Source organism: Rhodanobacter sp. B05 (assembly GCF_002001085.1).
Lineage (GTDB): Bacteria > Pseudomonadota > Gammaproteobacteria > Xanthomonadales > Rhodanobacteraceae > Rhodanobacter.
In genome coordinates this window covers 17,558-30,599 of record NZ_MUNU01000014.1, presented here as the reverse complement: position 1 = coordinate 30,599, position 13,042 = coordinate 17,558, and the positions used below count along the sequence as shown (strand labels likewise).

10 protein-coding genes are annotated in these 13,042 nt (G+C 65.3%); 3 read left to right on the top strand and 7 right to left on the bottom strand.

The features are described 5' to 3' along the window. Positions 1-129 precede the first annotated feature (129 nt). On the top strand, positions 130-408 hold the full coding sequence (locus B0E47_RS07585; RefSeq protein WP_077513418.1) for a type II toxin-antitoxin system RelE/ParE family toxin: 279 nt from the start codon (positions 130-132) through the stop codon (positions 406-408). 8 nt (positions 409-416) lie between these two features. Continuing rightward, positions 417-716, top strand: a complete 300-nt coding sequence (locus B0E47_RS07580; RefSeq protein ID WP_077513417.1) for a HigA family addiction module antitoxin — start codon at positions 417-419, stop codon at positions 714-716. Positions 717-965: 249 nt separating this feature from the next. Here the strand turns inward: B0E47_RS07580 and B0E47_RS16765 are convergent, their stop codons facing one another. Continuing rightward, positions 966-1,559, bottom strand: coding sequence for a hypothetical protein (locus B0E47_RS16765; protein WP_139351387.1), 594 nt, complete (start codon positions 1,557-1,559; stop codon positions 966-968). Positions 1,560-1,686: 127 nt separating this feature from the next. Beyond that, the gene (locus B0E47_RS07570) at positions 1,687-2,328 is read right to left on the bottom strand and encodes a hypothetical protein (RefSeq protein WP_168171030.1); all 642 of its coding nucleotides are present in this window, start codon (positions 2,326-2,328) and stop codon (positions 1,687-1,689) included. A gap of 249 nt (positions 2,329-2,577) precedes the next feature. Here B0E47_RS07570 and B0E47_RS07565 point away from each other — a divergent pair, with 249 nt between their 5' ends. Then, positions 2,578-4,146: a phospholipase D family protein gene (locus B0E47_RS07565; RefSeq protein WP_077513414.1), complete on the top strand. Its 1,569-nt coding sequence runs from the start codon at positions 2,578-2,580 to the stop codon at positions 4,144-4,146. Between the two features lie 444 nt (positions 4,147-4,590). Here the strand turns inward: B0E47_RS07565 and B0E47_RS07560 are convergent, their stop codons facing one another. From B0E47_RS07560 to B0E47_RS07540, 5 genes are all read right to left on the bottom strand, one after another. Then, positions 4,591-5,646: a hypothetical protein gene (locus tag B0E47_RS07560; protein ID WP_254422859.1), complete on the bottom strand. Its 1,056-nt coding sequence runs from the start codon at positions 5,644-5,646 to the stop codon at positions 4,591-4,593. A gap of 238 nt (positions 5,647-5,884) precedes the next feature. After that, on the bottom strand, positions 5,885-8,587 hold the full coding sequence (locus B0E47_RS07555) for a pitrilysin family protein (RefSeq protein WP_077513413.1): 2,703 nt from the start codon (positions 8,585-8,587) through the stop codon (positions 5,885-5,887). Between the two features lie 196 nt (positions 8,588-8,783). Then, positions 8,784-11,468, bottom strand: coding sequence for a sensor histidine kinase KdpD (locus B0E47_RS07550; protein ID WP_077513412.1), 2,685 nt, complete (start codon positions 11,466-11,468; stop codon positions 8,784-8,786). A 134-nt stretch (positions 11,469-11,602) separates the two neighbouring features. Further along, positions 11,603-12,205 (bottom strand): potassium-transporting ATPase subunit KdpC, encoded by a 603-nt coding sequence (gene kdpC, locus B0E47_RS07545; protein ID WP_077513411.1) that lies wholly within the window; start codon positions 12,203-12,205, stop codon positions 11,603-11,605. A gap of 11 nt (positions 12,206-12,216) precedes the next feature. Continuing rightward, complete coding sequence (locus B0E47_RS07540; RefSeq protein ID WP_077513410.1) at positions 12,217-13,029, bottom strand: TorF family putative porin; 813 nt, start codon at positions 13,027-13,029, stop codon at positions 12,217-12,219. Positions 13,030-13,042 lie beyond the last annotated feature (13 nt).

Genomic DNA, 13,042 nt, shown 5'->3' with positions numbered 1-13,042 from the left:
CTCTTCACTAACAGTGAAGCTGGTTTCATGGCAAAACAACAACGGCGCCGCAGCAATGCGGCGCCGTTTCTCGTCACGACATGCGGCACCCTCTTTGACGTATTACGCTAAACGTAATAGTCTCAATCGATGATACGGAGCTTCCACTGCAAGGATACGCAGGCGTTATTCGAGGGCGGCGATCCACGGCGATTCCGCGCCATCAAGGACGCAGCCATCCGCAAACTGTCCCAACTCGACGCCGCGCACACGCTGGAGTTCCTGCGCTCGCCACCAGGCAACCAGTTGGAAGCACTGAAACACGACCGCGCCGGCCAGCACAGTATCCGCATCAATCGGCAATGGCGCGTATGTTTCGTCTGGACAGCCGCCGGCCCCGAAGACGTCGAAATCGTGGACTACCACTGAGAACTGCCATGAACCCACCAGTCAATCGCATGCGCCCCGTTCATCCCGGCGAAATCCTGCGCGAGGACTATCTCGCGCCGCTGGACATGAGTGCCAACGCATTGGCCGTCGCGCTCAACGTACCGGCCACGCGCATCCATGAAATCGTCAACGAACGTCGCGGCGTCAGCGCCGACACCGCCGAGCGCCTGGCCCGCTACTTCGGCGGTGATGCCGTGTCATGGCTGAATCTGCAGGCCATGTACGACCTCAAGACGCTGCCCACGCGCAAGGAAATCATGCGTCGGGTGGAGCCGCGGGCGGCGTGAGTTACTGGTGCCAAATAAATATCTCTGACTCGGTTGCTTCGCCGATGAGCTGGTGCTTCTCAGTCGCGCTTAACCACGCGCCTGCCCATGCTCTGACCATGGCGCGGAAATGATGGCCACACGAGCGGCACCAGAGCCGGCCATCGGCCAGAACTTCGCATGCTCACCAGCTGGACACTTCCGCATGGTCGAATCAGCCCAAACTGATTCAGAACCTTGGGGAATTATCCAGTTGTAAAAGGAACAGCGCTACTTCCTAAAATAACCAGTAGTGAGCGCCCCGATTGCGGCGCCGGTTACCAGCCAACTGAGCTTCTGGAGCGGGCCGAGCCCTTTCCTAATCATGGATCGCTCAATCTCCGCGCTGGCTTCATCGAAGCTCAGGAGCATCCCCTCCTGCACATCGGTATATATACCGGCAAGTATGTTGACGTAAGCGTCGAACATGCTAGGGTTGGTGATTCCGGTATTTGGAAGAACGTTTCTCAGCCGGGCTTCGCAAAACTCGTAAAGCGATCGTAAATCGCTCTTTGCCATGAGCGCCAATGACGACGATGGCCTCCACCTCGGGAAGCACCTTCGCATCAGAGCAGGTGTCACTGAATGCACCCAATTGGCAATGAGTGCCTGTGTACTGATCCATCGATATTTGTCGACATAAAGCGCACTTAAGTCGCGCAGTGCTTTCTCGTACTGATTGAGCACATCTTTGATCGTGGCTCCTCCCTGACCTGTACTGGCGTGGCAGCGAAGCGCAGTTTGCTCACCCGCGAACAAGCTGCCTTGCAACTTCATCTTTAGCGCGGCAGTCGCCGATTCCGCAATCTGTGTCAGGTCACGCATGGACACCCTCCGAAGCTCGGTAGAGCTTATCTAAGGCCGAGTAAAACCCGAAGTCTAAGAAATAACACAGCAAACCCCATCGGGTGCGTCGCCTGCGTTGGCTCAACGGATTTATCAAGGTCTGCATTCAAGATCTGGGTCCAAGATCTGGGTCAGGGTCACTTCCCCCACCCTGCTGCGCCCGAAACACCCGCCTCACCTCCGGATCCAGCACATCCACCTGCCGCTTCTGCTGAAACATCGCCCGCTCCCCTGCCCCGAGCTGGCAGTTCCGCGACAACGTATCCGCGCCTTCCGACGTTGTCGCCATCACGTCCTGCACATTAACGACCACGCTCAACGTGTCGCCCAGCGGCTCCAGCGCGAGGCAGACGTTGTCGATGGTGGCCATGCTGCGGTACTGGCCGCCGCCGACCATTACCAGCAGGTTCGCGTTGTCGATCCACACGGCGGATTGCACGCCTGGCAACGGGCGCACGGCGGCGCGGGCGGCTTCGTGGTCGATGCGGCGCGACGGGTCGGCCAGATGCATGGAGCGCATCATGTCCTTGTGCATCGCTTCGACATGACCCTGCATGGCGCGCTGGTCGCCGGTCAGGCCCGCGACTTCGATGCCGGCGAGATGACTGGCGGTGACCAGTGGCCTGGTCGAACCGGCCTGCTGCGGCCGGCGTGTGGTTTGTGCGGTTTTCCCGTCTGGCGTTTCGCTGCAGCCTGCAGCGGCGACGCAAGTGACGGCGGCAGCGATAAGCCAGCGTTGCATGGGCATCCCTTTCCCCCGAAAGTTCCTGCGAGGATAGCGCAGCGGAGGGGGCGTAGGTGCAAACGACCCAGACCGTTTGCCGATAGCGATCCTGGAAATATCCGGCTCAGGGCAGCTTGTCTGTTCTACCCGGCCGAGCCCGAAACATCCTTCCGGCGCAGTCGCGCGGAATTCACGACCCACCTCGCAAAGTGCGCCTGCTGTAGAGGGTGACAGCCGCGAACTTCTGGTACTCGGCGCAAACGGCAGGTGGATATGCGGCACTTCATCAAGATGGGCGGATCGGCGCTGCTTGCCGTGGCACTGACGGCCTGTTCGCCGCCGGCGCCCATGGTCAAGCAGGCGTCGAGGGCGTTGCCACCTACCGTTGGCACGCCCGCCGCGCGCTACGTACATGCCGAAGCGGACCGACATCAGGACGAATCCGGCTTCCGCCTGCTGATGCGCAGTACGAATGCCCTGATGAGCCGCGTGGCGCTGGCCGACCATGCGCAGCATTCGCTCGACCTGCAGTACTACATCTTCGAGAACGACGCGACCGGACGGCTGATGGCGCAACGGCTGCTGGCCGCGGCGGACCGCGGCGTGCGCGTGCGCCTGCTGGTGGACGACATCAATGCCAGCCAGGCGATCGACCTGTTCGATGCACTGGACACCCATCCGAACATCGAAGTGCGCCTGTTCAACCCGTTCGCCACCAGGAATCCATCGCTGCCGTCCAGGGCCACCCAGTTCCTGCTCGACACGCACCGGCTCAACCGGCGCATGCACAACAAGTCGTTCATCGCCGATGGCAACGTGGCGATCGTCGGCGGCCGCAATATCGGCAACGCCTATTTCGATGCAGGCAACAACACGAATTTCCGCGACCTCGACCTGATCGCGATCGGCCCGGTGGTGCAACAGGCCGAACACGCCTTCGACGAATACTGGAACTGCGACGCGGCTTACCCGGTCAAGGCCTTCCACGGCAAGCATGCCGACCACTACGATCTGGCGAAGCTGCGGGTGGAGCTGGCGCACGACGCCCGCGCGTTCGCGCAATCGGACTATGCGCAGGCAACGCTCGACGAGCTGCCCGGTGGTGCTTCCGCCGACCGCCCCGGCGACTGGTTCTGGGGGCCGGCTACCCTGGTGGCCGACCAGCCCTCCAAAATCGACGCCGGGACCGACCAGCCGCAGCTGCGCATCGGCCCGGACATCAAGGTCATGACCGACGCCGCGCAACACGAGTTGCTGCTGATCTCGCCCTATTTCATTCCCGGCGACCGTGGCACCGCCTACCTCGACGCGCTGGCCAAACGCGGCGTGACGGTCAAGGTGCTGACCAACTCGCTCGCCTCCAGCGACGAGCCCATGGTGTACGCGAGCTATTCGCGCTACCGCCGTCCGCTGCTGGAAAGCGGCGTGCAACTGTACGAATTGCAACCCGCCAGCGGCGCGTCGCAAACGGCCACCTCCGGCGGCACTTCGTCAGGCGTCAGCCTGCATGCCAAGGCCATCGTGGTGGATCGGCAAAAAGTGTTCATCGGTTCGATGAACATGGACGACCGCTCGAAATTGCTCAACACCGAGATGGGCATCATCGTCGACTGTCCGCCGCTGGCCGCCGCGGTCACCGAGTTCTTCGACACCGCCACGCTTCCAGAATATGCCTACCGGGTGACGCTGAAGGCGGACGGCTCGGCGCACGGTGGCGCGATACAATGGCAGGCCACCGATCATGGCAAACCGGTGAGCTACGACCACGAACCAGGCGTCTCCACCGGCCGTCGGGTCGAGGTACAAATGTTCAAGCTGCTGCCGCTGGAAAGCCTGCTCTAGGGATGCTCTGATCCATTCTACGCAGGCGGCATGATGTCCAGAAGGCGCGCAGGGTGTGTTGCGCGGCGCAGGGAAGACTGGCCGTCTTGCCAAGCTGCGCGGCGCACCCTGCGCGCCTTCTGGACATCACCCCATCATTTTGAATTCAATGTGTTGGGGCCATGACTGTCTGTCCGCAGGCCTTCGGTCCGCCGTCTCGACAGACGGCCAGTCTGCCTTCACCAACGGCCCTGTGGCCTGCGGACAGACAGTCACGGTGACGCCTGCGTAGAATGGATCAGAGTATCCCTAGTGTTGTTCCGCAAGGTCCGCGGATCCACGCCGTGCCACCGGGCGATCACGCTTTCAGGCACGCGCTTCGCGCTGATCGAGCGGCACCAACAGTCGTGGACATCAAGGGCACGCTTGCCGGCCGTGCCCATTTCAGTCGAGTCGCGGGGCGGCTCAGCCCGGCTTCTTCTGCCGCGGCGGCCACGGTGCGGCACGCCAACAGGCGTAGAAATAATCGCTGAGCTGCTGGTGCACCAGGTGGGTTGGCATGCGGAAGCCGTCGCGGAACGCGTTGCTGCGGCCGTCGACCCAGGCACCCACTGACCATGCCGACACCAGATCCACCAGATCGGCGGGCGGGTACGCACGACGGATCACCAGGGCATTGCCCTCGACGACGGCACCATCGCTGGCCTGGTCCAGCACCGGCTTGTCACCGAGCTGGAAGTAGGAGCGCGCGTCGCGCGCTGCGACCTGCCTCGCGCGCACGACACCGACCTCGTCGAAGGCGGTCACGATGGTCTTGCCGGGGCTGCACTGGATCGTGAGGCGATGGGTGCCCTTGCGCTCGACCTGCCGCAGTTCGATGGTGGGCATCGGCGCGGATAACTGAGCGGTCGCGGTGAGCGGCAATTTGCCGTTGTTGGCCAGGTTATGGGCCGTCATCTGGTCCGCAGTCATCCATGCGGGGCCGACGTTGGACGTCGTCACTGCCGCGGCCAGCGCAGCGGCGTCGATGCCCATGTCCTTGAGGTACGCAGACACGCCGGATGGAACGGTCGCTCCGCCTGCCGGCGGCGTGCTGAACCCGATGCGGTCCCTGCCACTGGGCGCCCACCGATACAGGCCACCGAGATAGGCGTAGACGCAGGCGTCCGTGCACACGGCGGTCTTCGCCGCCACGCTGGCGTGCTTCGGCAGTCGCGGCGTACCCAGATGCGTGGCCATGCCCGCCGCGCGAAACATCCGCCCCAGCGCCATGCCGGCATCCGCATCCCCGCCCGCGGCATTGAGATAGATATCCGAGCCGAAGGAAATGCGCCCGGAGTCGAGCATGCCGCGGAAGCGCTGCGCTGCGTCGGCGTCGATTTCGCCATGCAGGTAGACCTGCGGGTAGCCGGTCATGGCCAGGGTCAGGCGGTCACGGATCACATCGATCTTCAAACCGTCGCGACGGTCATGTGTCGGGCTGCCAGGCACCGACGCGCTGGCGCATAGCAGCAGCAACACGCACCATCGTGCATATCCAGGGACTGGCCGGGAACCGGCCACGCGGCGATACGCATTGACGAAATGCACGGACGCTCCGGGCGCGAAATGCCGAAGTCTGTCGTCCAGCGGATGTCCCGGGGATGAACGCAGGCGCCCCACCAGCGAATCCGGACCTTCACGCCCGCGGAGGCGATGACAGCTGCGGTGCCGTGGACAGCATGGCCGTTGCAGCCATGCTGTCCACGCGTCCGACAACTCAGTGCTTGGCCGGTGCCGGGCCCTGCACCACCTGGGCCAGATGCTGCGGCTTCAGGTATTTCTTGAACGCCGCCTGCACTTCGCCGGCGGTGAGGTTGAGGTAGTACTTCGCCGCGACCATCGGCTGGTCGAGTGGCTCGCCATGCCAGCTCCACGACAGCAGCGAGCGGGCGATGCGATCGACGCTGGAAACCTGCACCGGGATCGAGCGGATCTGGTACTGCCGCGCATTGGTCAGCTCGGGTGCGGTCACGGCGGTGTCCTGCATGGCCTTGAGGTTCTGCATCACCAGCTCGTCCACCGGTGCCACCTTGCCCGGGTCGCTGCCGTACTGCACGTAGAACAGCGAACGCGAGCGTTCGAAGTCCATGCCCGAGCCGGCGCCGTAGGCAAAGCCGTGGCGGACGCGGATATCCACCATCAGCCGCGAGGCAAAGCCATTGCCGCCGAGCACGTCATTGCCAAGTTCCAGCGCGTAGCGATCGGGATTGTGCAGGTCGAGGCCCAGCGTCTGCCCCATCAGCACTTCGTCCTGCGAGGCGTAGGCGTTCGGCACCACCTCATAGCTCGGCGGGTTCAGCGGTACCGGCTTGGGGATCACGTCCGGCTTGGCGCCGTGGGCCTGCCAGCCGCCGAAATACTTCTCCACGGCAGCCTTGGCCTGGTCCGGCGTGACGTCACCCACCACCACGATGGTGGTCAGGTCGGGACGATAGGCGCTGTCGCGATACTGTTTCACGTCGGCCAGGGTCAGCTTGCCGACCGTCTGTGGCGTCGCCTCGCGCAGGGCCGGGTCGGCCGCCGGATACAGCCCCTTGAACAGCGCACGCATCATCTTGTAGCGCGGCGACTGCAGTTCCCCCGCCAGCGTGCGGGCCAGGGTTTTCTGCTGCACGTCGAACGCCTGCTGCGGCAGCGCCGGATGCAGTTCGTTGTCGGCCAGCAGCTGCATGCCCTCGTCGAAATGCGCACTCGGCACCGCCAGCGAGAAGTCGGTGCCGCCGCTCTCGCTGGCGGCAATCGCATCCAGCGCCTTGTGGAACGCGTTGCGGTCCAGGCTGGTGGTGCCGTAGTCGAACAATGCGGTGAGCAACTTGCCCACGCCGTCCTGGCCGCTCGGCTCCTGCAGCTTGTCGTCGTGATCGACGTGGCCGACCACGGTGACGGTCTTGCTGACCGATTCGGGCTGCACGATCAGGGTGATGCCGTTGGCCAGCTTCATGCTGGTCGGGTCCAGCGTCCAGTGCGGCATGTCCAGCTTGGCCAGCGCATCGGTGGCCCAGACCGGCAGCGGCACGTCGAGCTTGTCGTCGCCGCCGAAGGACTCGCTGCCGCCGAAGCCATTGCTGTTGGGTGGGCGCTTGCCGTTCGGGTCGGGGGTCAGCACCACGGTGACGCGCTGGTCGGCTTTCAGGTACTCGCGTGCCACCCGGTTGACGTCGTCGACGGTGACCGCCTGGATCTGCTGCTCCGCTTCCTCCGGCGAGTTCAAGCCCTGCCAGGCCAGCGCCTGCGACCAGGCACTGGCCTGGCTCACGGCGCTGTTCTTGCTGAACTCGAACTGGGCCTGCTCGGAACGCTTGGCCGCCTCGACCAGGTCGGCGGATACGCCGTCCTTGAGCACCTGCCGGATGACACCATCCAGATCCGCCTGCGCCTGCTTCGGATCGGCGCCCTTGGCGAAGCCGGCTTCGATCGCGCCGATACCGCCGTAACTGAAGGGCTGCACCTGCGCATCGGCACTCAGCACCTTGCCCTGCACGGCCAGTTCCGACAGCGGGCTGCGCGCATTGTTGAGCACATCCATCAACACGGTCGCCGCCGCTGCATCGGCGCTTTTCATACCCGGCGCGCGATAGAGGAACTGCACGGCGCCGGTGGCGTCGGGCGTGGTGCTGCTGATCGTCTGCGCCTTGAACGGTGCCAGCTTGACCGGCGTGTGCGCCGGCACGTCGCCTTTCGCGATGCCACCGAACAGTTGCTTCACCTGTTTCAGCGTGGCCGCAGGATCGACGTCGCCGACGATCACGAAGATCGCGTTGTTGGGCTGGTACCAGTCGTTGTAGAACTTCTGCAGCGTGGCCGAGGTGGTCTTGTCGAACGAGGGGCGCGTGCCCAGCGGATCGGCCGCATACCCGGTGCCTGCATACAGGATCCCCTCGGCCTTCTCGAACGCGAGGAAGCCCGGGTCGGAAATGTCGCGCGAGACTTCCTGCTCGATCGCTCCCTTCTCCAGCCCCCAGTCTTTCGGCGCCAGTTCGGCCCCGCGCATGCGCGAGGCTTCGATGTGGAGCAGCACGTCGAGATAAGCCGCCGGGGCCACGAAGTAATACTGGGTCGCGTCGTTGGTGGTGAAGGCGTTGTTGTCGCCGCCCATCTTGCCGGTCATCTCGTTGAGCTGGGCGCCGCTCATGCCCTTGCTGTCACGGAACATCATGTGTTCCAGCGCATGCGCCGTGCCGGGGAAGCCCTTGGGTGTCTGGTAGCCGCCGGCCAGGTAGGTGATCTGGGTGGTCACCATCGGCGCCAGCGAGTCATGCACGATCACCACGCGCAGGCCGTTGTCCAGGGTGGCACGCAGCACGCTGCCGGACGCCTCCGCCGACGCGATCGCTGCCTGTGCGTTCGTCGCACCGATTGCCAGCAGTCCCATACCCAGCATCAGGCCCAGTGCAAGTGGTTTGAGTTTGTTCAATGTCATCGTGCCGATTCCTTCCAGTTGATGGGACAGAGGTCGCCAGCGCGCGGGCAACGGCCGATCCTGACACAGCCCGATCGTCGTCAAGCGTGCCAGAAGTTCAGCCGTTTTCCGCATGAATTTGCGATCAGGGCGCGCCGATCACCAACGGGTCGGCAAGCTCGCGCGTGCTCTGGCGCAACACCCATCCCGCGCGAGATCAATCGCCAGCCGGCCCGGTTGACTCCGGCAACGGCAAGCTGACACGGATGATCGTGCCGATGCCGTCGCCCGGCATGACCACGACGCTGCCGCCGTGAGCACCGATCATGCCCCTGCAGATGGCGAGGCCAAGCCCGGTGCCTCTTGCCGAGCGATCGCCCCGCGCCACCGAATGGAACATGTCGAACACGCGCGCGCGTTCGTCCTCGGGTATGCCCGGGCCGCGATCGCTGACGTCGATGATCAGGAAGCCTTCGTCGACATGCACCTCCACGCGCACCGGTTGTTCGGGAGGAGAAAAACGCGCGGCATTTTCAAGGATGTTGAACAGCGCCTGCTCGATCAGGGCGGCATGCACATGCAGCAGGACGGGTTGCGCCGGCGCCTGGGTCTCCACGCGCAGGTCCGGAAACGATTTGCGCAGACGGGCGACCGCGGCATCCACGATTTCCTCACTATCGGTCCAGCCGCGGACGAGCTGAAGCGTGCCGTGACCGAGCCGGGTCATGTCCAGCAGGTTCTGGATGTAGCGATCCAGCCGCTGGCCCTCGCCAAGAATCGCCTGCAGCAACTCGACCTGCTCCGCTTCGGGCAGCTTGCCGCGATAGCTCAGCAGGGTTTCCGCCGCGCCGATCATCGACGCCAGCGGCGAACGCAGGTCATGCGAGACCGACGACAACAGCGCACTGCGCAGGCGCTCGGTCTCGCCCTGCACGCGCGCGCCTTCCAGCTCGTCGGCCAGGCGCGCACGTTCGAGCGCCCGGCCGATGTCCTGCACCATGGCCAGGGTGAGGCTGCGCCGATCGGGATCGGGCGCGCCCGCGGCGGCATCGAAACGGAGCGCGACCACGCCGAGCCGGTGACCGTCCGCGCCCAGCGGCAACATCCAGCAGGCGGCGCCGTTCAGCGTATCGGTGTAGCGACCGGCCGGCTCGGCATGCTGCTCGCACCAGTCGGCAGCCGCGAGATCCTGATGCGAAAGCGCGAAGGCATGCGGTGCGCTGCTGGCAGGATGCAGGGTCTGGCTGGCGTCACGCAGCAGCAGCGCGACGTCGGCCCCCAGCGCCCGCGCCAACGCATGGGCACCGGCCTGGCGAACCCCGTCGGCGTCCGCACTGGCCGTGAGCCGCTGGCCGAGATCCAGCAGGGCCCGCGCATGCGCATGCGCGCCGCGCAGCGATTCCACCTGGCTGGCCAGCCGCGTCGCCAGCCGGCTGCACACCAGCGCGGCCAGCAGGAACAGCACCACGGTCAACACGTCGTCGGGGCTGGCGATCTCCAGGGTGTAGCGCGGCGGGGCGAAGAAAAAGTTGTCGCCGAGAAAACACAGCATGGCGGTATAGACGGCCACCGCCATCCGCGTGCGCACCGCCACCACCAGCACGGCGGTGAGGAAGATCAGCGACAGGCTCGCCACCGACAGGTAGTGATCGGCGATGAAGGACAGGCCGAACGCGACCAGGGTGGTGATGGTCGCGTAGAGGTATTCGCTGCGCCGCCCGCGCCCGCCCGGCAGATGCAGGAGGCGACGCGAGCGAACGCGCTCGGCCGGCGTCGCGATGATGGTCAGCTCCAGGTGGGCGCCACGGCGCAACAGCAGCTGGGTCAGCGAACGGCCGAGCATGCGCGCGACCGGGCGTTCGCGGGTGCGCCCCAGAATGATCTGGCCCACTCCTTCGCGATCGGCATGCGCGATCAGCTCATCGGCGATCGCGTGGCCGCGCAGCACCACCGCATCGCCACCAAGCCGGCGTGCCAGTCGCATCGCCGCCTCCACCCGCTCGCGCCGCGCCCCGCCCAGGCTGGCGCCGGTGTCGACGAAGACCACGCTCCACGGTGCGCCACGCCGCTCGGCGATGCGCCGCGCCACCCGCACCAGGTATTCGCTCTGGCCCTGCCCGTCGATCGCCGCCAGCACGTGGCGGCGCACCGGCATGGCGCCGCCGCGCGCCTGCATGTGTTCGCGCAGATCGTTGTCGACATGGCCGGCAATGGTTTCCAGCGCCAGCTCGCGCAGGGCGGCGAGGTTGGTCGGCACGAAGAAGGCGTTGAGCGCCGCCGCCGCCGTCTCCGGCACGTAGACCTTGCCCTGCTTGAGCCGGTCGATCAGTTCGCGCGGCGGCAGGTCGACCAGCACGATGTCGCGTGCGCGATCGAGGAAGGCATCCGGCACCGTTTCGCGCACCGCCACGCCGGTGATGCGGCGCACCTGGTCGTTGAGGCTTTCCAGGTGCTGCACGTTGAGCGCGCTGTAGACCTCGATGCCGGCATCGAGCAGCTCGGCGATGTCCTGCCAGCGCCGCTCATGCCGGCCACCCGGCAGGTTGCGGTGCGCCAGCTCGTCGACCAGCAGCACCGCCGGCTTGCGCGCAAGCGCCGCGTCGAGATCGAATTCGGTGAAGTCACGATCGCTGCCGTCGGACGATTTGTAACTCACCTGGCGCCGCGGCAGCACTTCCATGCCCTCCAGCAAGGCCGCCGTTTCGGCACGACCGTGTGTCTCGACCACGCCGACCACCACATCCACGCCCTGCCGCTTCAACTCACGCGCGGCGGACAGCATCGCGTAGGTCTTGCCGACTCCGGGCGCGGCGCCGAGAAAGATCTTCAGCCGATGGGTGCGCTCATCCTGCCCGGTACTCAGCAAGGCATCGGCACGCGCTTCGCGGGAGGGTTCGGTCATAGGTGTCCCATCTTCGCCAAGTTTTGGCTCCCTCTCCCCTCGGGGAGAGGGTTGGGGAGAGGGGCCGGTGCTCGCGCCATTCTTGCATCAGAGCACGCTTCGATCAGCGTCGATGCGAGCTCCCGCCCCTCACCTCAATCCTCTCCCCGAGGGGGAGAGGAGGCAAAGCGATGTGCGTCCAGCGCGAGGTTGAGCTGCAGCACGTTCACCCGCGGCTCGCCGAGCACCCCAAGCTGGCGGCCGCGGGTAAATTCGCTGACCAGCGCCTGCACCTGCGCCGTACCGAGCCCGCGCGCCTTCGCCACTCGCGCCAGCTGGTACTGCGCCGCGGCCGGACTGATCTCCGGATCGAGGCCGCTGCCCGAGGCTGTGACCAGGTCCACCGGCACCGGCGCGGTGTTGCCGGGATCGACCGCACGCAGCGCGGCGATCCGCTGCCGCACCGTGTCGGTCAGCGCCGGGTTGGTCGGCCCAAGATTGGAACCGCTCGACGCGCTGGCGTTATACGGATTCGGGGTAGTCGCCGACGGCCGGCCCCAGAAATACTTCGGGTCGGTGAACGACTGGCCGATCAGCACCGAACCCACCGGCTTGCCGTCCTGCACGATCAGGCTGCCGTTGGCCTGCCGCGGAAAGATCAGCTGGGCCAGCCCGGTGGCAGCCAGCGGATAGAGCACGCCGGTGATCACGGTCATCAGCAACAGCAGGACGAAGGATTGGCGTAACAGTTTGCTCATGGGAATACTCCTCAGAAACTTCCTTGCAGCATCACGAAGCCGCGCGAACCGCCAACATTGCGCGTGTCACCTGCGTCGAGGAAGCTGGAAGTGCGGCGGTAGAAATCCGCATTGGTGGCATGGGTAAGACCCGCACTCAGCGACCAGTGCGTGGCGAGCTGGTATTTCAGCGTGGCGCCGAAATCGCTGTAGCCGGGGTCGCGTGCGCCACTGGCCAGCGGCGTGACCAGGATGGTGGTGTAGTGCGTGTGGCCGGCATGCAGCGCCAGGCTCCATGCAGTGCTCAATGGGAACGCGGCGTCCAGTTGCAGATAACCGGTGCCTCTGGAATCGCCGCGATAGCCCTGCTCAGTGTCCACGCCGAAGTAGTCGGTGAGCGATTGGTTGTACTTCAGCGTGAACTGTTTCCAGGTCAACGCGGCGTTGGCCTCGACCGTATTGAGCGAGCGCGATGCCAGCCCGGCCCGGTCGAGATTGGCGCCGGGATAGACATAGCCATAGACGCCGACGCGCCACGACCAGTCGCTGTTGATCGACTGACCGTAGCTGGCATAAAGATCCAGTTCCATCGCGCCGCCCGGATAGCTGCGCTCGCTGATGCTGGAACCCCAGAAGCCGGCGGCGAAACCGTTCGGATTGGCGTAGTCGGCACCGCCCTGGATCGCCGGGCGACCCCAGGTCTGGGTGAGGCCGCGGAACATGTAGTCGGAGGTCACGGCAACATTGCCGGTGACCGGGCTGGCCGGTGCGTCGTCGGCATGAACAATGGCAACGCAACCGATGGAGAGGAAAGCTGCCGCGGCAGCGATGGAACGCAACTTCATTGCGATAACTCCG

Bases quoted from the DNA above. Each gene is read 5' to 3' on its own strand.
- kdpC (WP_077513411.1), bottom strand. From the start codon at position 12,205: ATGAGCAAACTGTTACGCCAATCCTTCGTCCTGCTGTTGCTGATGACC.
- B0E47_RS07580 (WP_077513417.1), top strand. From the start codon at position 417: ATGAACCCACCAGTCAATCGCATGCGCCCCGTTCATCCCGGCGAAATC.
- B0E47_RS07550 (WP_077513412.1), bottom strand. From the start codon at position 11,468: ATGACCGAACCCTCCCGCGAAGCGCGTGCCGATGCCTTGCTGAGTACC.
- B0E47_RS07565 (WP_077513414.1), top strand. From the start codon at position 2,578: ATGCGGCACTTCATCAAGATGGGCGGATCGGCGCTGCTTGCCGTGGCA.
- B0E47_RS07585 (WP_077513418.1), top strand. From the start codon at position 130: ATGATACGGAGCTTCCACTGCAAGGATACGCAGGCGTTATTCGAGGGC.
- B0E47_RS07555 (WP_077513413.1), bottom strand. From the start codon at position 8,587: ATGACATTGAACAAACTCAAACCACTTGCACTGGGCCTGATGCTGGGT.
- B0E47_RS16765 (WP_139351387.1), bottom strand. From the start codon at position 1,559: ATGCGTGACCTGACACAGATTGCGGAATCGGCGACTGCCGCGCTAAAG.
- B0E47_RS07570 (WP_168171030.1), bottom strand. From the start codon at position 2,328: ATGCCCATGCAACGCTGGCTTATCGCTGCCGCCGTCACTTGCGTCGCC.
- B0E47_RS07540 (WP_077513410.1), bottom strand. From the start codon at position 13,029: ATGAAGTTGCGTTCCATCGCTGCCGCGGCAGCTTTCCTCTCCATCGGT.